Here is a 23908-nt window from a genome sequence, read left to right on the forward strand (position 1 = left end):
CAGGGTTTGACACGGTTGTGACAACTGAACAACGAACACCAACCAAGACTTGGTCCACACCCATGGGTGTGTTGACCACAAGAGTTACGGCGGCCATAGCGAAAGGGAAACACCCGGTCCCATCCCGAACCCGGAAGTTAAGCCTTTCAGCGCCGATGGTACTGCAACCGAGAGGCTGTGGGAGAGTAGGACGCCGCCGGACAATAATTTGGAAGAGGGGCCGCCTTATGGCGGCCCCTCTTTCGCATTTCACCAGGCGATAGCGCGGCCTTGGGTGGCTGACCAAAGGTTGCTGAGAACGGTTTGCCCGCCTATGCCTGGGAATTCAGGGCAGGTTTGCGAAATAGTCTGTGGGGGGCATCACACGGCACCCGTAACGCGGTAAATAGGATCATGAATGCCACTTATCGTTAGTGCATGAATCGAACACTGCTCGCCTCCTTTATCACCGCCCTTCTCCTGCTCACCGGTTGCTCAGGCGACTCCGAGGACAAGGAGCCCGCCAAGGCCAGCGAGAGCGCCTCGGCCGAGGGCCGGGTGAACGCCCTCGGCGTGAGCTTCACGGCTCCCGAGGGATGGACCGTCCTGGACGCCAGCGAGATGGCAGAGGGCAGCGCCGACAACGACGCGGTCAAGGAGCTGGCCGGCCGGTTGAACGTCACGCCCGAGCAGTTCGAGGAGATGATGGGCGGCATCCAGCTCTACCTCGCCTCGGGCGACGGCGCGAAGAACGGCTTCCTGGACAACATCAACGTCTCTGAGGCAGGGGACAAGCTGCCCAACGACACCCAGATCGAGGCGGAGTTCCTGACTCTGGGAGCCACGGTCCAGGGCATCGAGCGCCTCGAGACCGAGGCGGGCGACGCGGCCCGCGTCACCTATGACCTGCCCGTGCAGGACGGCGTCGTGCACGCGCAGGCGCTGATCGTGGAGACCGAGGTGGGTCTGACCAGCATCACCATCAGCACCAGCGACGCCAAGGTCGCCGAGAGCCTCGGCGACGGCATCGTCGAGACGCTCGCGGCTGGCTGACCTCAGCCCGCACGCCGCCTAGAACCCCGCCGGTCAACGACCGAGCGACTTGCCCACCATCTGGGCGAACCGCTCGGCGTTGGCCGGCTCCAGTTCCAGGTAGAGCCCGGGCTCGATGAGCTCAAGCTCGCTGACCGCCCACGCACCGTCCCAGTGCATGAGGTCGACCCTGGCGTAGGGGAGTTCCATGCCCAGGATCCCAGCGGCGGCTCGGACCGTGCGCTCGGCGAGATCGCGCTGCTCGGAGCCCAGCGGCACCACCCGCGAGGTGCCGCCGTACGACTCGTGGACCCGGATCTCCTCGGCTGCGGCGACCTTGGCCACCTGGGTGGCCGCAGCCTGGTCGAACACGAAGACCGAGGCCTCTCCCACCGTCCGGACGCTCTCGACCAGCGGCTGCACGATCCACGGTCCCGCGACGAGACCCTCGAGGCGCTGGTCGCTGGAGCTGGTGGCCAGCACCACCCCTATTCCCCCGGCGCCGGTACGCGGCTTGACCACGACCGTGCCCCACCGGGCGGTCTCGGCCTTGAGCCCGGTCGCGAGGGTGGCGTCGTCGAGCAGTCGCGTCGGCACCACCGGGACGTGGTCCGCCAATGCGTTCAGGTAGGCCTTGTCGGCGTTCCAGGCGAAGACCTCGGGGCCGTTCAGCACCCGGGTGCTGGCAGCCGTGGCCCGGGCCCAAGCGAGGAACTCCGGGCAACGTCGGTGGTAGTCCCACGTGGCGCGCACCGCCACGAGGTCTACCGCCGCCCAGTCGACGGCCCTGTCGTCCCAGACGGCCCAGCGGGCGGTGACGCCGCGCTCGGCCAGAGCGCTGAGCAGCAGGTCCCCACCGGGCTCGCCGTCAGGAAGCAGACTGAAGGTGGCAAGCAGTACGTCGGTCACGCCAGGAGCCTAGGGCCGAGGCTGATCGCGTGCGCTGGACCGGTGACCTCGCGGCGCGCAGCCGCTACCGTTGCGCCATGGAAGAACGTCGCCTGCCGCCGCCCGTGCTGGTGGTCGCCGGGCTGCTCGGCCAGCAGGTCCTGCCCGGCAGGGGCGCGCCGCACTCGAGCACGACCGCCGCGGCGGTTGCCATCGGCGCGCTGTCGGTCGCCCTCGCGGCGACCACCGCCGCACGCTTCGCCAAGCAGCACACCACGGTCCACCCGCTGCACCCCGACCGCACCACGAGCCTGGTGACCAGCGGTCCGAACCAGTTCTCCCGCAACCCGATGTACGTCGGCATGACCGGTCTGCTGGTCGCCAACGCGGTGCGGCTGCGCTCCCTGCCGGCGTTGCTGGTCGCCGTGGGATTCGTGCAGGTCATGGAGCGCACCCAGATCGCGGCCGAGGAGCAGGCGCTCAGCGCCAAGTTCGGCGCCGAGTACGCCGACTACCGCGCCCGCGTGCCGCGCTGGCTGGGTCCTCGGGGGACGCTGAGGCGTCTTCGGCGCGGACGAGGTGGAACGGCCTCGTAGAATGGGCGGGCCCGTGCCGCTCTCGCCGGGCGACCTCTCGACGATTCAGGACCCTGTGACTTCCACGCCCACCACCGACCACTCCACCTCCGGCGCGACCCCCGGCGCTGCCGCGCGGCACAAGGACGTGGTGCGCGAGGCGGCACGACGCCGTACCTTCGCGGTCATCAGCCACCCCGACGCGGGGAAGTCGACGCTGACCGAGGCGCTGGCTCTGCACGCCCAGGTGATCACCGAGGCCGGGGCCGTCCACGGCAAGGCCGGTCGACGTTCCACGGTCTCGGACTGGATGGAGATGGAGAAGGAGCGCGGCATCTCGATCACCTCCGCGGCCCTGCAGTTCTCCTACGACGGACACGTGGTCAACCTGGTGGACACCCCCGGCCACTCCGACTTCTCCGAGGACACCTACCGGGTGCTCTCCGCGGTGGACGCGGCCGTGATGCTGGTCGACGCCGCCAAGGGCCTGGAGCCGCAGACGCTGAAGCTGTTCCGGGTCTGCAAGGCGCGGGGGATCCCGGTGATCACGGTGATCAACAAGTGGGACCGGCCCGGGCTCGACGCCCTCACGCTGATGGAGGAGATCCAGGAGAAGATCAAGCTGGTCCCCACGCCGCTGACCTGGCCGGTCGGGATCGCGGGCGACTTCCGCGGGGTGCTCGACCGACGCAGCGGCGACTACATCGCGTACACGCGGACGGCCGGCGGTGCGACCCGGGCACCCGAGGCCCGGATGGGTGGAGACGCGGCGGCGGCCCAGGTGGGCGACGTGTGGCACGCCGCGGTCGAGGAGTCCGAGCTGCTCTCATCCGACGGCGCCGACCACGATCAGGACCTGTTCCTCTCAGGCTTCACGACCCCGGTGCTGTTCGCCTCCGCCATCTCCAACTTCGGGGTCTCGGCGGTGCTGGAGACGCTGGTCGAGCTGGCCCCGCCGGCGGTCCCGTTCCGGCACGGCCCCGAGGACTCCGAGGGCCGGCCCCTGGAGGTCCGCGACGTGACAGCACCGTTCAGCGCCTTCGTGTTCAAGGTGCAGGCGGGGATGGACACCAACCACCGCGACCGCGTCGCCTTCGCCCGGGTCTGCTCGGGCGTCTTCGAGCGCGGGATGATCGCCACTCACGCCCAGACCGGGCGACCTTTCGCAACGAAGTACGCCCAGGCGATCTTCGGTCGGGAGCGCGCGGTCATCGACACCGCCTACCCGGGCGACATCATCGGCCTGGTCAACGCGATGGCGCTGAAGATCGGCGACACCATCTACGTCGACGAGCCGGTCTCCTTCCCGCCGATCGCGACGTTCGCGCCCGAGCACTTCGCAGTGGCGACGGCCAAGGACAGCGGCCGGTTCAAGCAGTTCCGCCGCGGCATCGACCAGCTCGACGGCGAGGGCGTGGTGCAGGTGCTGCGCTCGGACCTGCGCGGCCAGCAGTCACCGGTGCTCGCCGCCGTCGGTCCGATGCAGTTCGAGGTGGCCCAAGCCCGGATGGAGAGCGAGTTCGGCGCGCCCGTCCGGCTGGAGCCGCTGAGCTACACCCAGGCCCGGCGCACCGACGCCGCGTCCGCGCCCGAGCTCGCCCGCGTCCGCGGCGTCGAGGTGATGGAGCGCAACGACGGGACCCTGCTCGCACTCCTCCCGGACAAGTGGCGGGTCACCGTGATCGAGCGCGACCACCCCGAGCTGACGCTGGAGCCGCTGATCGCGGGGGACCGCTGAGTCAGGCGCGCTCGAGCAGGAAGACCGGGATCTCGCGGTCCGTCTTCTGCTGGTACTCCGCGTACGGCGGGTATGCGGCGACGGCGCGCTCCCACCACTCCTGGCGCTCGGCGCCGGTGGCGATCCGGGCGACGTACTCGTGCTTCTCCGCACCGTCCTGGAGCTCCACGCGCGGGTTGGCGACGAAGTTGTGGAACCACACCGGGTGCTCCGGTGCTCCGCCCTTGGAGGCGACGGCGGCGTACACCCCGTCGTGTTCCACGCGCATCACCGGGTTCTTCCGCAGATTGCCCGAGCGAGCCCCCTGCGAGGTGATCACCACGATCGGTCGGTCCATGATGGTGTTGGCCTCGGCCCCGTTCGAGGCCTCGTAGGCCGCGACCTGGTCGCGGACCCATTGCTCGGGACTCGGTACGTACTCGCCCTTGAGTGTCATGCGCCCATGTCAGCACGCGGGGGGTGGCGAACGCCAGACATGGCGTCCGTCTGCTGGTCGCGGTGCCGCGACGTGCGTCACTCGGCGCGCTCGGGGGGCCCGGGCAGGACTACGTTGGGATCAGACCCACCCCACGCGCAGGCCCAGGAGGACCCGGTGCAGCAGATGTCCCCGCAGACGATCGTCCTGCACGGCCACGAGCTCTCCTACGTCGACGCCGGAGAGGGGCCAGTGGTGCTCTTCATCCACGGCATCCTCGGCTCCCAGTACAACTGGAAGCACCTGGTGGACCGGATGGACGACACCGAGCGGGTGATCGTGCCCGACCTCTTCGGCCACGGCGCCTCCGCGAAGCCGATGGGGGACTACTCGCTCAGCTCGCACGCCGCGACCCTGCGCGACCTGCTGGACCGTCTCGAGATCGACACGGTCACCCTGGTGGGTCACTCGTTGGGCGGGGGGATCGCCATGCAGTTCTTCTACCTCTTCCCCGAGCGGGTCGAGCGGCTGGTGCTGGTGGCCAGCGGGGGACTGGGGCGCGAGGTCAGCCCGCTGCTGCGCTCCGCGACGCTGCCCGGCGCCGAGCAGGTGCTCGGCGTCATCGCCTCGCGGTGGGTGCTCACCCGGGTGGAGGCGGTCGGCAGGGCCGCTGCGAAGGTCGGGTGGAAGCCCGGAGCCGACATCGGCGCGATCTGGCGCGGGTTCACCTCCCTGGGCGACAGGGAGAGCCGGAAGGCGTTCCTGGCCACCACCCGGGCCGTGGTGGACCCCGGTGGGCAGACGGTGAGCGCCCACGACCACCTCGCCGACGTGGTGCCGCTGCCGATCCCGATCATGCTGGTCTGGGGCTCCAAGGACCGGATGATCCCCGCCTGGCACGCGATCAGCGCCCAGAAGTCGGTGCCCGAGGCCCGCGTCGAGCTCTTCGAGGGTGCGGGCCACTTCCCGCACCTCGAGGACCCAGACCGGTTCGCCGACCTGCTGGGCGACTTCATCGCCACCACGCCCGGCCACGTGTCCGAGGCCTGAGCCCGCGCCGTACGACGCGGACTCACCCCACTGGGGTCAGCGACCCCGGGCCCGCAGTGCGTTGGTGAGCAGTGCCACCATCGCCTCCACCTGGATGTCGGCCGAGGCGGTGACCTCCTCGTCCGAGCCGTCGAGCGCGCGGGCGGCGAGGCCGGCCTTGCTGTCGATGAGCTCGGCGATCCTGGTGTCGATCGTCTGGGCGGCGATGATCCGCCAGGCCGTGACCGGCTCCTCCTGGCCGATCCGGTGCACCCGGTCGATCGCCTGGGTCTGCTCGGCGTCGGTCCACGACAGCTCTGCCAGCACCACGTTGGAGGCGACCTGCAGGTTGAGGCCGACCCCGGCGGCGGTCAGCGAGCAGACCACCACGGCGACGTCGGGGTCGTTCACGAAGGCGTCGATGTTCTTCTCGCGCACCTTGGGCGTCTGGTTGCCGCGGATGGAGGCGTAGCGGATGCCGCGCCGCTGGAAGATCTCCTCGCAGGTGTCCATCACGTCCACGTGCTTGGCGAAGAGCACCACCTTGCCGACGCTGCGGGCCAGCTGGGTCGCGTAGTCGGCGGCCAGCGGAGCCTTGGCGGTGCCGATGCGACGGATCATCGAGAAGACGTTCTCGCCGGCGGCGTTGTCGTCGGTCTCGTCGCGCTCCCACTCCGCGACCCGGCGCACCAGCTCCTCGTCGATGCCGTCGACCAGGCTCGCCGCGCGGTGCTCGGGCTTGCGGGCCGCGATCACCCGGTCGTAGCGCTCCACCAGGCGGCGGGCCAGCTCGCGCTCGGCCTCGCGGATGGAGCGTCCTGCCTCGTCGTCGAGCTCGACGGGGATGTCGGCGATGCGGCGCGCGGGGATGTCGGCGGCGACGTCGACCTTGCGACGCCGCACGATGCCCATGTCCACCACGGCGCGACGGGCGGCGGGATAGAAGGCCTTGTCCTCGGGCGTGAGTCCGGTCTCCTCGAGCCGGGCCATCAGCTCCGGCATGGGCTTCTGCTCGTCGATCCAGCCCAGGAACTGCCAGATCGAGGTGAAGTCCTCGATGTCGTTGATCAGCGGGGTGCCGGTCAGGGCCATCATCAGCGGGCGCACGTGCCGGGCCCGGATCCGGTCGGCCAGCTGCAGCACGTGCTGGGAGCGCTGGGACTTCCGGTTCTTGATGAAGTGCGCCTCGTCGACGACCATCCCCTTGAACCCCAGGTCCCCGATCCAACCCACGTGGCGGTCCAGCACCTCGTAGTTGACGATGACGATGTCGGCGAAGCCGTCGATGTCGTTGCCGTCGCCGTGGATCACGGTCGCCTTGTGCCGCGGGGTCCACATCTTGGCCTCGCGCGCCCAGTTGGTCTTCACCACGTTGGGCACCACGACGAGCAGCGGGTAGGCGTCGGCGGCCTGCGCGGCGAGCAGCGCCTGCGCGGTCTTGCCGAGTCCGGGCTCGTCGGCCAGCAGGAAGGTCCGGTGACCCTCCTGGACCGAGGCGACCAGCTGGGCCTGGTGACGCATCATCTCCAGGCCGTCGCGGGTGCGCCGCAGCTTCGGGTCGGGCATCTCCAGGCACGCGGGGGCACCGTTGGCCAGCTCGAAGGAGCGCAGCAGGGGGCCGATCAGCTCCCAGTTCGCGAGCCGATGGGTCTTGGGCTCGATCCGCTTGGCGACGGCGTCGAAGTCGGGGGCCTGGAACGGGTTGGCGAGCTGGCGGGCCAGCACCGTCTGCGGCACCACCCGGCGCTCGGTCACCGCGGGGGCCTCGCCCTCGGGAGCCTCGGGGGTCTCCTCCTCGGGGGCCTCCAGGCCGGCCTGGGCGATCATCTTGCGCCGCAGCGCGCGCGCGGCGTCGCTGACCTCCGCGTCCTCGGCGAGCAGCATCAGCAGGCTGGTGTCCCGCGCAGCGGTCTTGGCCAGGATGGTGGCCACGCCGTCGAGCCGCTTGAGCTGCTCGGCGCGCTGGGCCTCAGTCGCCTCGGCGTCGGCCTTGACCCGGGCCCGCTCCTCGCGCACCAGCAGGGCGACCACCTGGAAGCGGGTGCGTGCCGAGGGGGAGACGCGGCCGCGCTGGGCCTCGCTCTCGATCTCGCGGACGGCGCGTGCGAGGACCGGGATGATCCCCTCGTTGTCGAGTCGGCGAGCCCGCTTGGGTCGCCGGCTCGCGCGGTTGCCGCGGGTCGCGGACTTGGTCTGGCCGGACAAGGTCCTCCTCGCCAGTGCGTGGTGGGGCGCCGGTTCTGGGCCCTGACAGTGGTTCTCGGTGGGGCGCGGCCGACGATCGCGGCGGAACGACTCTCACGGGGAGAGCGAGCCTCTCGGAGGAGTGGTGCAGACGAGCCACACTCCGGGGCCGTGCGAGCACGATCGTAGCGCGTGATCGGCGAAGGTCACAGCAGAGGTCATTTTTCCGAGGAGCGGCCGTCGGTCCGCGGCGCGGGCCAGCCACCCGAGCGCCGGTCCGACAGCCACCGCCCTCGGTGCGTACCCTTCCGCGCATGGCGACTGAGTTCGACGAGGCGATCGGCATCACCCCCACCGGCGACGGGCAGTACGCCGCCGAGCTCGGCGACGGCTGGCACATCGGCGGTGGCATCAACGGCGGCATCACCCTGGCCACGATCGGCAACGCCATCCGCCACACCCTGGCGGACAAGCCGGACCCGCTAGCGATCAGTGCCCACTACATCGCTGCCGCGGTCCCCGGTCCCGCCACGATCAGCACCCGGGTGCTCCGCGAGGGTCGCACCGTCGCCACCGTGGCAGCGGACCTCAGCCAGGACGGAGCCCAGCGGATCGCGGTGCTGGCGACGTACGGCGACCACGCGCGGCTGCCGGCCGACGTACGCACCACGGCGGTGCCCTTCGAGCTGCCGGCCCGCGAGGAGTGCGTCTCGGGCGACCTGGCACCGGAGGAGTTCCGGAGGATGGCTCCGATCGTGGACCGCTTCGACACCCTCTTCGACCCCGAGTGCGTCGGCTGGGCGATGGGCCAGCCCAGCGGGCGCGGCGACCTGCGGGCGTGGCTCCGGCTCAAGGACGGGCGGGAGCCCGACGTGCTGGCGCTGCTGCTCGCCGTCGACGCGCTGCCCCCGGTCGCCTTCGACCTGGGCATGATGGGCTGGGCGCCGACCCTGGAGCTGAGCGTCCACGTGCGCGCGGTCCCGGCGCCGGGCTGGCTGCGGGTGCGCACGCACACCAGCAACCTGGCCGGGGGGATGTTCGAGGAGGACTGCGAGGTCTGGGACTCCGCAGGGCGGCTGGTGGCGCAGTCGCGTCAGCTGGCCATGACCCCCCGCTGACCCGGCTCGTCCACCTTCGAGGCGGCGCGGTTCGAGGCGCCGCCGCCGGTCAGTCGAACCAGCTGCGGGACATCCTGGCCACGTATCGCAGCCGGGGGTACTCGGTGACGGTCCACAAGGCGTCCTCCGAGGGCCAGTAGGTGAGGTCCTCCGGCCCCACCGGGACGGCCCACCGCCTGCGCCGCAGGGCGCCGGGCGACCCGGTGAAGACCGAGCCGGGCGTGGACGGCCCGTTGGAGACGGTGACGTGGTGCCGGCCCCGAGCCACCACGGCCCCCTGCATCCGTGCCAGGCCGCGGTCCTCGAGCAGGGGCCGGGACCAGCCGTCCTCGTCGGTGGCCGGCAGCCAGGTTTCGGGGTCGAGGTCGAAGTGGGCGAGCCGGGTGGTCTGGGCGCCCCGGCCGTACTCCCCGGCCAGCAGCCCCGGCGGGTCGGACCGGCGGTCCAGGGAGAGGAAGGAGTAGCGGAGCTTGGTGACCCCGTCGTCGGCGTACGCCTTGTGGGTCAAGCGCACCGGCAGCACGTAGTGGTGCCCGAAGGAGGCCACCCGGCCGTCGACGACGCCGATCTGGTCCGGGCGCTCGTTGTCCCCCGGCACCCGCATCAGGTCCTCCACCCGGCAGGTCACGAAGCCGCGGGCGGTGGCCGCGATGTGCAGGTAGGGCCCGGCCCACACGATGCCGCCAGCGTGGATGCGCAGGCCGCCCAGCTGCAGCCGCCCCTGGTCGTCGAGCTCCGGCACGACCAGCAGCACGTGCCGGTACCGGAGCGTGTCGAGGTCCAGGAACGTGAGCCGGGATCCGCGCGCCACCCCGTCGACGGGCTTGGAGTACCAGGTGGTGACCAGCAACCGGCGGCCGTGGACCTCGCCGGTCTCGCTGGCATCGGCCGAGGAGGTGATGCCCTGGGGCCACCACACCGGGTCGCGCCGGTCGTGGGCGTCCCAGGTGATCGCCCGGTTCACAGCGCGCCCCATCAGTCGCCCGGCGAGCGACTTCCGCGCCTGGAACTTCAGGTTGGACAGCAGGTCCTCCAGGCCGGCGCGCCCGCCCAGCACGTCAGCCAGGGCGTCGATCTCGGCGTCGTTCTCCTGGGTCCGTCGCAGGTGTACGCCGACCACGGCGTCGTTGGGCTCAGCCATGCAGGCCACCGTAGTCTCGGGCCATGACGACCTCCGCCAAGACGACCCAGATCACGTTGGCCGCCCGCCCCGTGGGCGAGCCCGACGACTCGACGTTCGGCACGGTCACCACCGACCTCCCGGAGCTCGCGGAGGGCCAGGTGCTGCTGCGCACGGTCTACCTGTCCCTGGACCCCTACATGCGGGGCCGGATGAGTGCGGCCAAGTCGTACGCCGCCCCCTGGGAGGTGGGCCAGGTCATGCAGGGCGCGACCGTCTGCGAGGTGGTGGAGTCCCGCTCGGACCGTCGCAAGGTCGGCGACCTGGTGCTCGCCTACACCGGGTGGCAGACCTACGCGGTGGCCGACGCCCGCCACATGCGCTCGCTGGACCCCGCCGCCGCGCCGGTCTCCACCGCCTTGGGCGTGCTCGGCATGCCCGGCTTCACGGCGTACGCCGGGCTGCTGCAGATCGGCCGCCCCCAGCCGGGCGAGACCGTCGCGGTGGCCGCCGCGACCGGCCCGGTCGGGTCCGCGGTCGGCCAGATCGCCAAGCTCAAGGGGGCCCGCGCGGTCGGCATCGCCGGCGGCGAGGAGAAGTGCCGCGCCCTGATCGAGGAGTTCGGCTTCGACGCCGCGGTCGACCACCGCTCGCCCACGTTCCGCGAGGACCTCGAGGCGGCCACCCCCGACGGCATCGACGTCTACTTCGAGAACGTCGGCGGACCGGTCTTCGACGCCGTCTCCCGCCGGCTCAACAAGTTCGCCCGGATCCCGGTCTGCGGGCTGGTGGCCAACTACAACGCGACCTCCGCGCCGCAGGGCCCCGACCAGCTGCCCGGCTTCATGGGCCGGGTGCTCAGCCTGAGCCTGACCATCCGCGGCTTCATCCAGGACGAGTTCGTCGCCGAGCACGAGGCCGACTTCGTCCGCGAGATGTCAGCGTGGGTCGCCGACGGGTCGGTGCGCTACCGCGAGCACGTGGTCGACGGCCTGGACAACGCGCCCGAGGCGTTCCGGGGCATGCTCTCGGGCCGCAACTTCGGCAAGACCGTCGTCCGGGTCGGCGCCGACCCGACGTCGGCCTGAGCAGGGAGGGCTGAGGGCGATGGCTCTGGTGGTGGGTGCCGCGATCGTGGACCAGGGTCGGGTCCTCGCGGCGCGGCGTACCCAGCCGGCCGCGGCCGCGGGGCGCTGGGAGTTCCCGGGCGGCAAGGTGGAGGAGGGCGAGGCGCCCGACGAGGCGCTGGTCCGCGAGATCGCCGAGGAGCTGGAGTGCGGCATCGAGGTCAGCACCTGGCTGGACCCGGTCGTGCCCCTGCCCGGGGGACACGAGCTGAGCGTCGCCGTGGCATGGCTGGTGCGTGGCGTCCCGGTGCCGCTCGAGCACGACGAGCTGCGCTGGCTGAGCGCGGACGAGCTCGACTCGGTGGACTGGCTGGAGGCGGACCGGCCGTTCCTGGCCGAGCTGGCGGAGGTGCTCTCGGCATGAGCACCGTCCCTCGAGCGGTCTTCTTCGACGAGGACGACGCCCGCGCGGTCGCCTCCCGGCTGGTCGGCGACGGGTACGCCGCCCAGGTGGAGCGCGAGCGCCTGGCGGGCGAGGACGACGACGAGGACCACCCCTGGGCGGTGCTCAGCGACGCGCCCGGGTTCCTGCTCGAGCTCCTGGTCGACGAGTACGACGGGTGGCTCGACGAGGTCGGCGACTCCGTGTCCGGCGCCGACGCACCGCTGCCACCGGCCCTGCCCGATGCGCCCCGGCGGATCAAGCGCCCCGGCGGCCGGTCCGGTGCCGCTGGTAGGGACGACTAGGCTCGCTCCATGACTGACCAGCGCCTCCTGCTCGTGCACGCCCACCCCGACGACGAGTCCATCGGTCAGGGCGCCACGATGGCGAAGTACGTGGCCGAGGGTCGCGGCGTCACCCTGGTGACCTGCACCGCGGGAGAGATGGGGGAGATCCTGGTCCCCGAGCTGGAGCACCTCGGCGCTGAGGCCGACGACCGCCTGGGCGAGCACCGCAAGGGCGAGCTCGCGGCGGCGATGAAGGCGCTGGGCGTCACCGACCACCGCTGGCTGGGCGGCTTCGGGCGCTACCGCGACTCCGGGATGAAGTGGCACCCCGACGGCCACGCCGTCGCCGCGGACGACATCCACGACAACGCCTTCTGGCGCGCCGACCTCACCGAGGCGGCCGACCACCTGGTGGAGGTGATCCGCGAGGTGCGCCCCCAGGTGCTGGTGACCTACGACCAGTTCGGCGGCTACGGCCACCCCGACCACATCCAGGCGCACCGGGTGGCGACGTACGCCGTCTCCCTGGCGGCGGTGCCCTCCTACCGGCGCGAGCTCGGCGAGGCGCACGACGTGGCGAAGGTCTACTGGGGGGCGATGTCGGAGTCCAAGATGCGCGAGGGGCTGCGCATGCTGCGCGAGGCGGGGGACACCGCCAGCTTCGAGGGCATGGACCCCGACGGCCCGCTGCCGCACTTCGTGACCCCCGACGCGGACCTCGCCGCCGCGGTCGACGCCCGCGACTACGTGGACACCAAGATGGCGGCCCTGGCCGCCCACGCGACGCAGATCACCACCGACGGCCCGTTCTTCGCGCTGTCCAACAACGTCGGGGCCACCGCCTGGGGCGTGGAGTACTACCGGATGGCCAAGGGGTCCCTTGGCCCGGTCGGTCCCGACGGACTCGAGACCGACCTCTTCGCGGGGCTGTGAGCCGCGCGCCCAGGCTGCTGCACGTGCTGGCCGCGCTGCTGCTCGCGGTCATCGGTGCGGTGTCGGGTGTGGCCGCGGTGCTGCTGCACGGCAACGGGTGGTGGGCGCTGCTGCTGGCCTACGCGGCCGCCTGCTGCGTCCTGGTCGCGCTACCGCCCGGCTGGTGGGCCCGACTGCCGTTCGCGGCGGGCTGGGTGCTGGCGCTGGGCTACTGCATGACTCCCCGGCCCGAAGGGGACTTCCTGATCGCCGACGGGCCCAAGGGCTACGTGTTGCTCATCCTCGGTCTGGTGGTCGGAGGGTGGGGAGTGGTGAGCCTGTCCAGTGCACGTCGGGTCCGCGATCTGCCAGATGTAGGTCCTTCCTCCTAGACTCGCCGCGTGCTCGGATCCAAGTCAGCAGCCCCTCAGCCCGCTCGCGGGCCCGTCGACGACGAGCAGGAGAAGGCGGGCGGTCGCGTCGTCGCCCTGCTCCTGCTGGGCCTGCTGGTGCTGGTGCTGGGTGGCTATGCCCTCGCCCACCAGCTCGCCGGGGACAAGGTGCCCCGCGGCGCCACCGTCTCGGGGGTGAAGATCGGCGGCCACAGCCCGGAGCAGGCGGCCAAGGTGCTCGAGCGCGGGCTGGCAGAGCGAGCGGCGGCCCCCATCGAGCTGGTCGTGGACGGGACTCCGCGCTCGGTGACCCCGGAGCAGGCCGGTCTCTCGGTGGACTACCAGTCGTCGGTGGCCGACGCGGGCGGGAAGGACTCCTGGTCCCCGGGCCGGCTGTGGGACTACTTCACCGGCGGTGACGACCTCGAGGCCGACGTCGTCGTGGACGAAGGCGCGATGTCGGCGCTGCTGGACCAGGTCGACTCCGAGGCCGGGCGACCCGCCAAGGAGGGCGCGGTCACGTTCAAGGGTGGCGAGGTCAAGACCCGCAACGCCCGCACCGGACTGTCGCTGGACCGCGAGGCGGCCCGCGAGGCGCTGGAGACGGCGTACCTCAGCGAGCCCGCGCAGGCCGGCGTCGAGCTGGTCGAGACCGAGCCCGAGATCGACGAGGCCGACGTGCAGCAGGCGCTCACCTCGTTCGCCAACCAGGCCGTGAGCGAGCCGGTGACCCTGACGTTCGAGGGCCGCAGCGTGCGCCTGGCGCCCGCGGACTACACTCCCGCGCTCTCGCTGGTGCCGCAGGACGGTGCCCTGGTGCCGCAGCTGGACTCCGAAGCGCTGGCCGACGTCGTGGACGGTGCGGTGGCCGACGAGGGCGGACCGGTCGACGCCACCGTGGAGCTGGTCAACGGCCAGCCCACGGTGATCCCGGACAAGCCGGGCGCCACCTTCGACCAGGGGCAGATCGACGCCGCGTTCCTCGACCTGGTGGCAGCCCCCACGGGCCAGCGCACCCTCGCTGTCGACTCCACGGTCGCCGAGGCCGAGTTCAAGACCGCGGACGCCGAGGCGCTGCAGATCAAGGAGAAGGTCTCCAGCTTCACCACGTACTTCCCCTACGCCGAGTACCGCAACGTCAACCTGGGCCGGGCGGCCGAGCTGATCGACGGCACCGTGCTCAAGCCGGGGGAGACCTTCTCGCTCAACGACACCGTGGGGGAGCGCACCCGGGAGAACGGCTTCACCGAGGGCTTCATCATCAGCGACGGGATCTTCAAGGAGGACCTCGGCGGCGGGGTGTCGCAGATGGCCACCACGGTGTTCAACGCGATGTTCTTCGCGGGCCTGGAGGACGTGGAGCACAAGCCCCACTCCTTCTACATCGACCGCTACCCGGTGGGCCGCGAGGCCACGGTCGCGTGGGGCGCGGTGGACCTGCGGTTCCGCAACAACACCGACTACGGGGTCCTCATCGACGCCAAGGTGAGCCCCAGCTCGCCGTCCAGCCAGGGTTCGGTGACCGTGAGCATGTGGTCCACCAAGGTCTGGGACATCACCTCCAGCACCAGCGAGCGCTACAACTTCACCCAGGCCCAGACCCGGACGCTGGACACCGAGGACTGCTACCCGAACTCCGGCTACGGCGGCTTCGACGTCGACGTGAAGCGGATCTTCCACACCCCGGGCTCCAAGAAGGTGGTGCGCACCGAGACGTTCAGCACCACCTACACGCCCTCGGACTCGGTGGTCTGCACGCCCCCCGCGGGCTAGGCGCGCCCGAGAGACCAGGTCGCTCGGCGCCGCCTAGCCGGTCGGCCCGGCCAGGAACCGGTAGGCGTGGTGGGTGGTGAACCCCAGCCGCCGGTAGAGGCCGAGCGCGGGATGGTTGTCCTCGACCACCTGCAGGTACGCCGTGGTCGCGCCGCGGGAGGCGGCCCAGTCCAGGGCCTCCGCGATCACCGCGACCGCCAGGCCCTGCCTGCGGTGCGTCGGGGCGACCCAGGTCGCGTGCAGGCCGGCCCAGTCGCCGTCCAGGGCCACCCGGGTCCGGGCGTGCGTGCCGACGCTCACCGTGGCGCGGTCCCCGTCCTCGGTAAGGACCATGCCCGTGCCCGGGGGCCGGCCCACGGTGCGCAGCACCCGTGCCAACGACGCCACCTGGAACAGCGCGTCCCCCTCGTCGGGCCGCGCGGCGGTCCAGCCCAGCCGCGTCAGCTCCTGGTCGTTCTCGCCGTCCACCTCGACCTGGGCCAGCGCTGGTTGGGCATGGGCCGAGTAGAACTCCGCCACGGCGGAGGCAGCCTCCGGGAGCGGCACCCCGGGGTCGCCCATGGCGAGCACGGAGTTGGCCCGGGCGACCAGACGTCCCCGGGGATGCTCCGGCTCAGGCTCCAGCAGTCCGCCGGCGCGCAGCACCCAGTCACCGAGGTCGGAGCGGTCCAGGTCGGGCCACATCGAGAGCGTGTGCAGCTCGGCCTCCCGCGCGGTGACCCGCTGCCGGACCGAGGCGCGCGGCGGGACCGGCTTGCCCGAGACGATGTCGCGGACCCGGATCTCGACGGTGTCCCCGTCGGCGCGCTCGATCACGCAGCTCTGCTGGGTCCAGCTGCGGCAGATGCCCAGCACGTCGGTCAGGGCGGGTCCGCCCGAGGGGCCGGTCTGGCCGGGCAGGACCCGCCGGACCACGACGCGTTGCCCCACCACGTGTGGTCCGAGCGTGTGGGCGCCGGGGGCGGCGCCCGGATGCTGGGGTTCCGAGGATGCAGGCACGCGGGGATACTAGGCTGAGCCCAGTCCATCCGCGCCAACCCAGGAGGTTCCGGTGACCTACGTCATCGCCCAGCCGTGTGTCGACCTCAAGGACCGCGCGTGCGTCGACGAGTGTCCCGTCGACTGCATCTACGAGGGTAAGCGGATGCTCTACATCCACCCCGACGAGTGCGTCGACTGTGGTGCCTGCGAGCCCGTCTGCCCCGTCGAGGCGATCTTCTACGAGGACGACACCCCGGAGGAGTGGAAGGACTACTACGACGCCAACGTCAAGTTCTTCGACGACCTCGGCTCGCCCGGTGGCGCGGCGAAGATGGGTGAGATCGACAAGGACCACCCGATGGTCGCCGCTCTGCCCCCGCAGAACCAGGACCACTGAGCTCGTCGGTGGCAGATCTGCACAGCCGTGCGGCGACCCCGGTCTCCGCACGGCTCCCGGACTTCCCCTGGGACCAGCTGAGCGAGCACGCGGCGCGTGCTCGGTCACACCCGGACGGGATCGTCGACCTCTCGGTCGGCACCCCGGTCGACTCCACACCGCAGGTGGCCCAGCAGGCGCTCCGCGAGGCTGCGGACGCTCCGGGCTACCCGGTCACCATCGGCAACGTCGAGACCCGGCAAGCGGCGATCGACTGGCTGGAGCGCCGGTTCGGCGTGACCGGACTGCGTCTGGACCCGCGGCCCGGGTCCGGCGAGGGCGCGGTGCTGCCGGTGATCGGCTCCAAGGAGCTGATCGGCGCGCTGCCGCTGCACCTGGGCATCGGCCCCGGCGACCTGGTGGTGCAGCCGGAGCTGGCCTACCCGACGTACGAGGTGGGGGCGACGCTGGTGGGCGCGGAGGTGCTGGCCGCGGACAGCCTCACCGCGATCGGTCCGCGGACGCCCCGGCTGCTGTGGCTCAACAGCCCCTCCAACCCCACCGGGCAGGTGCTGCCGCCTGAGCACCTGCGCAAGGTCGTGGAGTGGTGCCGGGACCGGGGCACGCTGCTGGTCTCCGACGAGTGCTACCTGGAGTGCGCCTGGGACGCCGAGCGGCCGCCGAGCAGCGTGCTCCATCCCGACATCAGCGGCGGTAGCCACGAGGGCATCCTCGCGGTCCACTCGCTCTCCAAGCGGTCCAACCTGGCCGGCTACCGGTGCGCGTTCGTCGCCGGCGACGCGGCCGTCGTCGCGGAGCTCCTGGCGGTTCGCAAGAACCTCGGGCTGCAGATGCCCGAGCCGCAGCAGCGGGTGATGGCCGCGACGCTGGCCGATGACGAGCACGTGGTGGCCCAGCACGCGCGGTACGCCGCCCGCCGGGCCGTGCTGCGCGAGGCCCTGGAGGGCGCGGGCTTCCGGATCGACCACAGCGAGGCCAGCCTCTACCTGTGGGCGACCCGCGAGGAGCCCTGCTGGGACTCGGTGCAGTGGTTCGCGGACCGCGGGATCCTGGTCGCCCCCGGCGCCTTCTACGGTGCGGCGGGACGGCGCCACGTGCGCGTCGCCTTCACCGCGACCGACGAGCGGGTGGCTGCTGCCGCCGCGCGGCTGCGCGCCTGATCGACGTACCTGCGGGCCCGGGGTGAGCTGCCCGCGGCGCTCAGGCAGGCACGTCCACGTGCACGTGGTCCCGGTGCTCCAGGATCGCCCGGTCCCCCGACGAGGAGCGCGGCACCCGGTAGTCGCGCCAGCCGTCGTCGGAGCGCCGGGCCTGCCAGATCCGGTCGTCGAAGATCACGGTCTGGATGTCCAGCCGGGCCGCCTGCGCCACGAAGTAGTGGGCCATCGCCCAGCCGAGCCGTCGGTTGTCGGGGCTGACGGGGCGCACGAACACGTCGACCGCCCGTCCCTCGTAGTGCGCCGAGCCCTTCATGTGTCCCTCGCGCACCCCGCCCGGGGCGAAGCCGCCGAACGAGCGCGGGCCGAACGCCGCCTCCACGTCACGGCGCACCAGGTCGGCCCGCGCCGTCAGGCCGGTCTCGGTCGGCTCGAGCGATGCCGCAGAGGCGTCCTGGTCCACCACGCAGGTGAACGCCTCGGGGGAGTGCCCGGTCAGGGCCGAGGCGAGGGTGCGGGCGTCCTTCTCGTGGTCGGCGTACGCGTCGGGGTACGCCGAGCGCTGCACCTCCTGGGCGGCGACGGTGATCGGCAGCGCCGTGTAGTCGCCGATCTTGTCCAGCGCGTCGTAGAAGGCGTTGGTCGCGAAGTAGGGGTCGGTCACCTGCTCGCGCGTGCCCCAGCCCTGGGAGGGACGCTGCTGGAACAGTCCCAGGGAGTCCCGGTCGCCGTAGCTGATGTTGAGGATCTTCGACTCCTGGTACGCCGTGGCCAGGGCGATGGAGGCCGCGCGGGCGGGCATGCCGCGCTGCACCGAGATGGCCACGATCAGCGCGGCGTTCTCGGCCTGCTCCGGGGAGAGCCGCACCGTGTGCCCGTCGACCTCGGCGATGCACTCATCGCGCGCGAGGAGCGGGCCCACCCCTCGGTCGAAGACGAGGCCCACCCCCACGAACAAGGCGCCGGCGACGAGGATCGCCAGCGCCCACCGCGCGACCCCGGACCGCCGTACCGCCACGGCTAGTCGTTGGCGTGGAGAGCTGCGTTCAGGGCGATGCCCTGGGCCTTCCACGCGACGGCCTCGATGGCTCCGGTGACCGAGTTGCGGCGGAACAGCACGTTGTCGGCGCCGGAGAGCTCGGCTGCCTTGACGACCCGCTCGCCGTCGTCGTCGCGGACGCTCACCTTGGTGCCCGCGGTGACGTAGCAGCCGGCCTCCACCACGCAGTCGTTGCCGAGCGAGATCCCGATGCCGGAGTTGGCGCCGAGCAGGCACCGCTCGCCGACCGAGATCACCTGGGTGCCGCCGCCGGAGAGGGTGCCCATGATCGAGGCGCCGCCACCGACGTCGGAGCCGTCGCCGACCACGACGCCGGCCGAGATGCGGCCCTCGACCATGGAGGCGCCCAGCGTGCCGGCGTTGAAGTTGACGAAGCCCTCGTGCATCACTGTGGTGCCGCTGGCCAGGTGGGCGCCGAGCCGGACCCGGTCCGCGTCGGCGATGCGGACCCCGGTGGGCATCACGTAGTCGACCAGCCGGGGGAACTTGTCCACGCCGAACACGGTGACGTGCTGACCGCTGGCGCGCAGCCGGGCCCGGGTCGCCTCGAAGCCCTCGACCGCGCAAGGACCGGCGGAGGTCCACACCACGTTGGTGAGGAGGCCGAAGAGGCCCTCCAGGGAGATCGAGTGCGGCACCACCAGGCGGGTCGAGAGCAGGTGCAGCCGCAGCCAGGCGTCCTGGGTGCTGACCGGGGCCGCGGACAGGTCGGCGATCTCCACCAGCTCCACGGCGGTGCGCACCCGGCGTACCTCGTCCTTGCCCTCCAGGGCCGTCAGCTCGGCGGGCGCGCCCTGGGCGGCGTCGCCGGCGGAGCCGAGGGCGGGGGCGGGGAACCAGACGTCGAGGACGTTGTCGGAGGCATCACGGGACACGAGGCCGTAGCCCCAGGCGGCAGACTGGATCACCTGGGCAACTCTACGGGGACGGTCGATACCCTCAAGTACGTGTATCCCGCCCTCACCTACGCCGTCGCCGCCTATCTGGGCCTCGTCGCCGTGGTCTCCCTGGTGGGGATCGGCGTCGGTTCCCTCGCCCCGGTGGCCCGCACCGCGATGCGGGTCGGTCAGCTCGCGACCGTCGTGGTGGTGGTGCTGGACCTGGTCACCCTGCTGCAGGGGCACGAGGTGGGCTCCCTGGTCACCCACGTCGGCTACGCCGTCGCGGCGCTGGGCCTGCCGGCGGTGCTGCTGAGCCGTCGGGCGGAGGACCCGGCGGAGGACGGGGCGGAGGACCTGGCGGAGGACCCGGCGAAGGAGGGGGCAGCCCCCGTCGAGGACGTGCCCCAGCACGCGGACCCGCACCTGGCCGTCCTGGCGGTCACCGCGGTGGCCCTGTGCGTCCTGGTCACCCGCTTGCAGCAGACGTGGTGAGCACCCCCGGCGCACGTCCGGTCCCCGCCCGCCGGCGGGCGATGGGGCAGGTCCTGATCGCCGCGTACGCCGTCTTCGCCGTCGCCGCGGGCGCCCGAGCCGGCGCCCAGATCGCCACCAAGCTGGACCAGGCCCCGGTGGCCTACCTGCTCTCCGCGGTCGCCGCGGTGGTGTACCTGGTGGCGACGCTGGCCTTCCGGCGGCCGGGGCGGCGCGCCTTCCACGTCGCGCTGGCGGCCTGCGCCTTCGAGCTCGCCGGCGTGCTCGTGGTCGGCACCGCCACGGTGCTCGATCCCGGCCTGTTCGCCGACGACACGGTCTGGTCCCACTACGGCCAGGGCTACGGCTTCGTGCCGCTGGTGCTGCCGTTCGTCGGGCTGGCCTGGCTGCGGCACGTGGAGCCGGAGACCCGCCCCTGAGCGATGCCTGGCGGGAACCCAGGACAGGCGTTGGACGCGTTGGCACGGTGCTCTCGCATCCCCTCGCCTGAAAGCGATTGGCGGGCCCGCGATCCGACGCCGTACGATCTAGGCAGGCGTCTGAGCCGTCATCAGCGGCGAGCCTTCCGGAAGAACAGGTCCGACATCCCGGTCGGCACCCCAGTAGAACCGGACGGGTGGGCCCGTCACAGCCTCAACGGAGCGGTCCGTCGTGAGACGGGCAAGCGAGGTGGTACCGCGGCAGCCCTGTCGTCCTCGTGGTGAACCAGCCCACGAGCCAACGACGCAGGAGACATGCCGATGACCGGCCCCCGCTACCCCCAGGTCTCAACCTCCGGCACCGACCGGGTGCCCAGCGCCCCGTCGTTCCCGACCATCGAGGAGCGGGTGCTGGCCTACTGGGACGCCGACGACACCTTCGCCGCCTCGGTGCAGCAGCGCGACCCCGGCACCGACGGCGCCAACGAGTTCGTCTTCTACGACGGCCCGCCCTTCGCCAACGGGCTGCCGCACTACGGCCACCTGCTGACCGGCTACGTCAAGGACGTCGTGCCGCGCTTCCAGACCATGCGCGGCAAGCGCGTGGAGCGGCGGTTCGGGTGGGACACCCACGGACTGCCCGCCGAGCTCGAGGCGATGCGTCAGCTCGGCCTGAAGACGACGGACGAGATCCATGAGCTCGGGGTGGAGAAGTTCAACGCCGCCTGCCGCGAGTCGGTGCTGAAGTACACCGGCGAGTGGCGCTCCTACGTGACCCGCCAGGCGCGCTGGGTCGACTTCGACAACGACTACAAGACCCTGAACCCCGAGTACATGGAGTCGGTGATCTGGGCGTTCAAGCAGCTGCACGACAAGGGCCTGGTCTACGAGGGCTTCCGGGTGCTGCCCTACTGCTGGAACGACGAGACCCCGCTGTCCAACCACGAGCTGCGGATGGACGACGACGTCTACCAGATGCGCCAGGACCCGGCGGTCACCGTGGGCTACCGCCTCGACGGTGAGCCCGGCGACGACCTCACCGGCGCGCTGGCCCTGGTGTGGACGACCACGCCCTGGACGCTGCCGGCCAACCTCGCGGTGATGGTCGGTGCCGACCTGGACTACGTGCTCGTCACCTCCTCGGTCACCGGCACCCCCGAGCGCTACGTGATCGGCGCCGAGCGCCTCGCGGCGTACTCCCGCGAGCTGCTCGACGACCCCGAGGGCGACATCGAGTCCCAGGTGGTACGACGCCTCAAGGGCGCCGACCTGGTGGGCCGCACCTACACGCCGCCGTTCTCCTACTACGCCGGCCACGAGAACGCCTTCCGGGTCGTGGACGCCGAGTTCGTCACCACCACCGACGGCACCGGCCTGGTGCACACCGCCGGCGCCTTCGGTGAGGACGACAAGGTGGTCACCGACCGCGAAGGCATCGAGGCGGTCATGCCGGTCGGCAAGGACGGCCGGTTCACCTTCCCGGTGACCGAGTACGAGGGGATGCAGGTCTTCGACGCCAACCCCCACATCATCGACGACCTCAAGGCCGCCACCCGGGGCGAGCCGGCCGGCTCGGTCACGCCCGGCACGGTGCTGCTGCGCCGCGAGACCTACGACCACAGCTACCCGCACTGCTGGCGCTGCCGGCAGCCGCTGATCTACAAGGGTGTCTCCTCCTGGTTCGTGGAGGTGACGAAGATCAAGGACCGGATGCTGGAGCTCAACGAGGAGATCGACTGGGTTCCGGGGCACATCAAGGACGGCCAGTTCGGCAAGTGGCTGGCCAACGCCCGCGACTGGTCGATCACCCGCAACCGGTTCTGGGGCTCCCCGGTGCCGGTGTGGAAGTCCGACTCCGAGGAGTACCCGCGCCTGGACGTCTACGGCAGCTTCGCCGAGCTCGAGCGCGACTTCGGCGTCGAGGTCACCGACCTGCACCGCCCCTACGTCGACCAGCTCACCCGGCCCAACCCAGACGACCCGACGGGGAAGTCGACGATGCGCCGGGTCGAGGACGTGCTGGACGTGTGGTTCGACTCCGGGTCGATGCCGTTCGCCCAGGTGCACTACCCGTTCGAGAACACCGACTGGTTCGAGCACCACTTCCCGGGCGACTTCATCGTGGAGTACATCGGCCAGACCCGCGGCTGGTTCTACACCCTGCACGTGCTGGCCACCGCGCTGTTCGACCGGCCGGCGTTCAAGGCCGCCATCAGCCACGGCATCGTGCTGGGCTCGGACGGCAACAAGATGAGCAAGTCGCTGCGCAACTACCCCGACGTCTCGGAGGTCTTCGACCGGGACGGCGCGGACGCGATGCGCTGGTTCCTGATGAGCTCGCCGATCCTGCGCGGGGGCAACCTGGTCGTCACCGAGCAGGGCATCCGCGACTCGGTGCGCCAGGTGATGATCCCGCTGTGGAACAGCTGGTACTTCTTCACCCTCTACGCCAACGCCGCCGGGGTGCAGGCGCGTCGTTCCACCGACTCCACCGACCCGCTGGACCGCTACCTGCTCGCCAAGGCCGCCCGGTTCGTCTCCGACAGCACCCGGCAGCACGAGGCGATGGACATCGCGGGCGCCTGCGACTCGATGCGCACCTTCCTCGACGTGCTCACCAACTGGTACATCCGTCGTTCCCGGGAGCGGTTCTGGGCCAGCGAGGGCGTCGTGGACGAGTCCACGCAGTCCGCGTTCGACACCCTCTACACGGTGCTGGAAGTGGTCTGCCGCACGGCCGCGCCGCTGCTGCCCCTGGTGACCGAGGAGATCTGGCGCGGCCTGACCGGCGGGCGCTCGGTGCACCTGACGGACTGGCCGACGCCCGAGGAGCTGCCCCAGGACGACGCCCTGGTCGAGTCGATGGACGCGGTCCGGGACGTCTGCTCCGCGGGGTCGGCGCTGCGCAAGGCCCACAGCCTGCGCAACCGGCTCCCGCTGTCCTCGCTCACGGTCGTCTCCGACGGTGCGTCGGTGGCCGGCTTCGAGTCGCTGATCGCCGACGAGCTCAACCTGAAGGCGGTCCGCGTGGTGGCCGGCGACGACCCCGCCGCGGCGGCGTACGCCGTGCAGCGCAAGCTGACGGTCAACGCACGTGCCGCCGGTCCCCGCCTGGGCCGGGACGTGCAGCTGGCCATCAAGGGCTCCAAGTCCGGCGACTGGTCGGTGGCCGAGGACGGCACGGTCACCTCCGGCGGCCTGGTCCTGGTCGAGGGGGAGTACACCCTGGAGACCGTGGCCGGGGACGGCGACGGCGGCACCGCCACCGGGATGCTGCCGCGCGGCGGCTTCGTGGTGCTGGACACCGTGGTGACGCCCGAGCTCGAGGCCGAGGGCCTGGCGCGCGACCTGGTGCGCACGGTGCAGCAGGCCCGTCGGGACGCCGGACTGGACGTCTCGGACCGGATCACGCTGACCCTCGCCGCCCCGCAGCCCGTGCTGGACGCCGCCCGCGCCCACCAGGAGCTGGTGCTGGCCGAGACCCTGACCACCGAGGTCGTCTACGCCGGCACGGCCGACGACGTCTCGGTCCAGGTGGCGCCGGACCGGGGCTGAGGGCGAGGCGGGTTC

General features: G+C 71.6%; 23 protein-coding genes and 1 rRNA gene. 17 read left to right on the forward strand and 7 right to left on the reverse strand.

The genetic code is table 11. The features are described from left to right. The first annotated feature begins 85 nt into the window (after nt 1-85). Nucleotides 86-202: ribosomal RNA gene (rrf, locus tag C5H89_RS13645) — 5S ribosomal RNA — on the forward strand. A 215-nt stretch (nt 203-417) separates the two neighbouring features. Then, on the forward strand, nt 418-1032 hold the full coding sequence (locus C5H89_RS13650) for a hypothetical protein (RefSeq protein ID WP_104107556.1): 615 nt from the start codon (nt 418-420) through the stop codon (nt 1030-1032). 33 nt (nt 1033-1065) lie between these two features. On the opposite strand, the gene C5H89_RS13655 is transcribed toward C5H89_RS13650, so the two are convergent. Then, nucleotides 1066-1920, reverse strand: a complete 855-nt coding sequence (locus C5H89_RS13655) for a hypothetical protein (protein ID WP_104107557.1) — start codon at nt 1918-1920, stop codon at nt 1066-1068. Between the two features lie 77 nt (nt 1921-1997). On the opposite strand from C5H89_RS13655, the gene C5H89_RS13660 reads away from it, so the two are divergent. Both C5H89_RS13660 and C5H89_RS13665 read left to right on the forward strand, forming a co-directional pair. Then, the gene (locus tag C5H89_RS13660) at nt 1998-2495 is read left to right on the forward strand and encodes an isoprenylcysteine carboxylmethyltransferase family protein (protein WP_162799373.1); all 498 of its coding nucleotides are present in this window, start codon (nt 1998-2000) and stop codon (nt 2493-2495) included. Nucleotides 2496-2550: 55 nt separating this feature from the next. After that, complete coding sequence (locus C5H89_RS13665) at nt 2551-4212, forward strand: peptide chain release factor 3 (protein WP_240181864.1); 1662 nt, start codon at nt 2551-2553, stop codon at nt 4210-4212. 1 nt (nt 4213) lies between these two features. Here the strand turns inward: C5H89_RS13665 and C5H89_RS13670 are convergent, their stop codons facing one another. Continuing rightward, a complete protein-coding gene (locus C5H89_RS13670; RefSeq protein WP_104107560.1) occupies nt 4214-4648 on the reverse strand; it encodes a nitroreductase family deazaflavin-dependent oxidoreductase in 435 nt (144 codons plus the stop codon). Between the two features lie 165 nt (nt 4649-4813). On the opposite strand from C5H89_RS13670, the gene C5H89_RS13675 reads away from it, so the two are divergent. Next, nucleotides 4814-5677, forward strand: coding sequence for an alpha/beta fold hydrolase (locus tag C5H89_RS13675; protein ID WP_104107688.1), 864 nt, complete (start codon nt 4814-4816; stop codon nt 5675-5677). A 36-nt stretch (nt 5678-5713) separates the two neighbouring features. On the opposite strand, the gene C5H89_RS13680 is transcribed toward C5H89_RS13675, so the two are convergent. Next, nucleotides 5714-7861, reverse strand: a complete 2148-nt coding sequence (locus tag C5H89_RS13680; RefSeq protein WP_240181865.1) for a DEAD/DEAH box helicase — start codon at nt 7859-7861, stop codon at nt 5714-5716. A 293-nt stretch (nt 7862-8154) separates the two neighbouring features. Here C5H89_RS13680 and C5H89_RS13685 point away from each other — a divergent pair, with 293 nt between their 5' ends. Beyond that, nucleotides 8155-8958: a thioesterase family protein gene (locus C5H89_RS13685; RefSeq protein WP_104107562.1), complete on the forward strand. Its 804-nt coding sequence runs from the start codon at nt 8155-8157 to the stop codon at nt 8956-8958. Nucleotides 8959-9007: 49 nt separating this feature from the next. On the opposite strand, the gene C5H89_RS13690 is transcribed toward C5H89_RS13685, so the two are convergent. Further along, nucleotides 9008-10099 (reverse strand): hypothetical protein, encoded by a 1092-nt coding sequence (locus C5H89_RS13690; protein WP_104107563.1) that lies wholly within the window; start codon nt 10097-10099, stop codon nt 9008-9010. Between the two features lie 23 nt (nt 10100-10122). Here C5H89_RS13690 and C5H89_RS13695 point away from each other — a divergent pair, with 23 nt between their 5' ends. Genes C5H89_RS13695 through C5H89_RS13720 form a run of 6 tightly spaced genes read left to right on the forward strand, consistent with a single transcriptional unit; the run spans nt 10123 to nt 14951 of the window. Next, nucleotides 10123-11166, forward strand: coding sequence for an NADP-dependent oxidoreductase (locus C5H89_RS13695; protein WP_104107564.1), 1044 nt, complete (start codon nt 10123-10125; stop codon nt 11164-11166). A gap of 19 nt (nt 11167-11185) precedes the next feature. Further along, nucleotides 11186-11569 (forward strand): (deoxy)nucleoside triphosphate pyrophosphohydrolase, encoded by a 384-nt coding sequence (locus tag C5H89_RS13700; RefSeq protein ID WP_240181866.1) that lies wholly within the window; start codon nt 11186-11188, stop codon nt 11567-11569. Continuing rightward, on the forward strand, nt 11566-11892 hold the full coding sequence (locus C5H89_RS13705) for a hypothetical protein (protein WP_104107566.1): 327 nt from the start codon (nt 11566-11568) through the stop codon (nt 11890-11892). Before C5H89_RS13700 ends, C5H89_RS13705 begins: the two co-directional genes overlap by 4 nt. A 9-nt stretch (nt 11893-11901) precedes the next feature. Then, nucleotides 11902-12807, forward strand: coding sequence for an N-acetyl-1-D-myo-inositol-2-amino-2-deoxy-alpha-D-glucopyranoside deacetylase (gene mshB / locus C5H89_RS13710; RefSeq protein WP_104107567.1), 906 nt, complete (start codon nt 11902-11904; stop codon nt 12805-12807). After that, a complete protein-coding gene (locus tag C5H89_RS13715; RefSeq protein ID WP_104107568.1) occupies nt 12804-13178 on the forward strand; it encodes a hypothetical protein in 375 nt (124 codons plus the stop codon). Before mshB ends, C5H89_RS13715 begins: the two co-directional genes overlap by 4 nt. Nucleotides 13179-13187: 9 nt before the next feature. Beyond that, entirely contained in the window at nt 13188-14951 is a 1764-nt protein-coding gene (locus C5H89_RS13720) for a VanW family protein (RefSeq protein ID WP_104107569.1), read from the forward strand. Nucleotides 14952-14984: 33 nt separating this feature from the next. Here the strand turns inward: C5H89_RS13720 and C5H89_RS13725 are convergent, their stop codons facing one another. After that, complete coding sequence (locus C5H89_RS13725) at nt 14985-15950, reverse strand: GNAT family N-acetyltransferase (protein WP_162799374.1); 966 nt, start codon at nt 15948-15950, stop codon at nt 14985-14987. Nucleotides 15951-16002: 52 nt separating this feature from the next. On the opposite strand from C5H89_RS13725, the gene fdxA reads away from it, so the two are divergent. Together fdxA and dapC are read left to right on the forward strand one after the other, a co-directional pair. Further along, nucleotides 16003-16329: a ferredoxin gene (fdxA, locus tag C5H89_RS13730; protein ID WP_104107571.1), complete on the forward strand. Its 327-nt coding sequence runs from the start codon at nt 16003-16005 to the stop codon at nt 16327-16329. An 8-nt stretch (nt 16330-16337) separates the two neighbouring features. Next, nucleotides 16338-17489 (forward strand): succinyldiaminopimelate transaminase, encoded by a 1152-nt coding sequence (gene dapC, locus C5H89_RS13735; protein WP_275887124.1) that lies wholly within the window; start codon nt 16338-16340, stop codon nt 17487-17489. A gap of 40 nt (nt 17490-17529) precedes the next feature. Here dapC and C5H89_RS13740 read toward each other — a convergent pair whose 3' ends face one another. Continuing rightward, the gene (locus C5H89_RS13740; RefSeq protein ID WP_240181867.1) at nt 17530-18504 is read right to left on the reverse strand and encodes a hypothetical protein; all 975 of its coding nucleotides are present in this window, start codon (nt 18502-18504) and stop codon (nt 17530-17532) included. A 2-nt stretch (nt 18505-18506) separates the two neighbouring features. Beyond that, on the reverse strand, nt 18507-19451 hold the full coding sequence (dapD, locus tag C5H89_RS13745) for a 2,3,4,5-tetrahydropyridine-2,6-dicarboxylate N-succinyltransferase (protein WP_104107690.1): 945 nt from the start codon (nt 19449-19451) through the stop codon (nt 18507-18509). Between the two features lie 42 nt (nt 19452-19493). Between dapD and C5H89_RS13750 the strand changes: the two genes are divergently transcribed. The 3 genes from C5H89_RS13750 (at nt 19494) to ileS (ending at nt 23893) form a co-directional block, all read left to right on the forward strand. Continuing rightward, nucleotides 19494-19919, forward strand: coding sequence for a hypothetical protein (locus tag C5H89_RS13750; RefSeq protein WP_104107573.1), 426 nt, complete (start codon nt 19494-19496; stop codon nt 19917-19919). Then, nucleotides 19916-20338 (forward strand): hypothetical protein, encoded by a 423-nt coding sequence (locus C5H89_RS13755; RefSeq protein ID WP_240181868.1) that lies wholly within the window; start codon nt 19916-19918, stop codon nt 20336-20338. The genes C5H89_RS13750 and C5H89_RS13755 overlap by 4 nt, the downstream gene beginning before the upstream one ends. A 321-nt stretch (nt 20339-20659) precedes the next feature. Beyond that, on the forward strand, nt 20660-23893 hold the full coding sequence (ileS, locus tag C5H89_RS13760; protein ID WP_104107691.1) for an isoleucine--tRNA ligase: 3234 nt from the start codon (nt 20660-20662) through the stop codon (nt 23891-23893). The last annotated feature ends 15 nt before the right edge of the window (nt 23894-23908 follow it).

This window comes from Nocardioides sp. 616 (assembly GCF_002930065.1).
Taxonomy (GTDB): domain Bacteria; phylum Actinomycetota; class Actinomycetes; order Propionibacteriales; family Nocardioidaceae; genus Nocardioides; species Nocardioides houyundeii.

Coding starts and splice junctions, on each gene's coding strand:
- C5H89_RS13650 (WP_104107556.1), top strand. CDS start 418: ATGAATCGAACACTGCTCGCCTCCTTTATCACCGCCCTTCTCCTGCTC.
- C5H89_RS13660 (WP_162799373.1), top strand. CDS start 1,998: ATGGAAGAACGTCGCCTGCCGCCGCCCGTGCTGGTGGTCGCCGGGCTG.
- C5H89_RS13670 (WP_104107560.1), bottom strand. CDS start 4,648: ATGACACTCAAGGGCGAGTACGTACCGAGTCCCGAGCAATGGGTCCGC.
- C5H89_RS13675 (WP_104107688.1), top strand. CDS start 4,814: ATGTCCCCGCAGACGATCGTCCTGCACGGCCACGAGCTCTCCTACGTC.
- C5H89_RS13685 (WP_104107562.1), top strand. CDS start 8,155: ATGGCGACTGAGTTCGACGAGGCGATCGGCATCACCCCCACCGGCGAC.
- C5H89_RS13690 (WP_104107563.1), bottom strand. CDS start 10,099: ATGGCTGAGCCCAACGACGCCGTGGTCGGCGTACACCTGCGACGGACC.
- C5H89_RS13695 (WP_104107564.1), top strand. CDS start 10,123: ATGACGACCTCCGCCAAGACGACCCAGATCACGTTGGCCGCCCGCCCC.
- C5H89_RS13700 (WP_240181866.1), top strand. CDS start 11,186: ATGGCTCTGGTGGTGGGTGCCGCGATCGTGGACCAGGGTCGGGTCCTC.
- C5H89_RS13705 (WP_104107566.1), top strand. CDS start 11,566: ATGAGCACCGTCCCTCGAGCGGTCTTCTTCGACGAGGACGACGCCCGC.
- mshB (WP_104107567.1), top strand. CDS start 11,902: ATGACTGACCAGCGCCTCCTGCTCGTGCACGCCCACCCCGACGACGAG.
- ileS (WP_104107691.1), top strand. CDS start 20,660: ATGACCGGCCCCCGCTACCCCCAGGTCTCAACCTCCGGCACCGACCGG.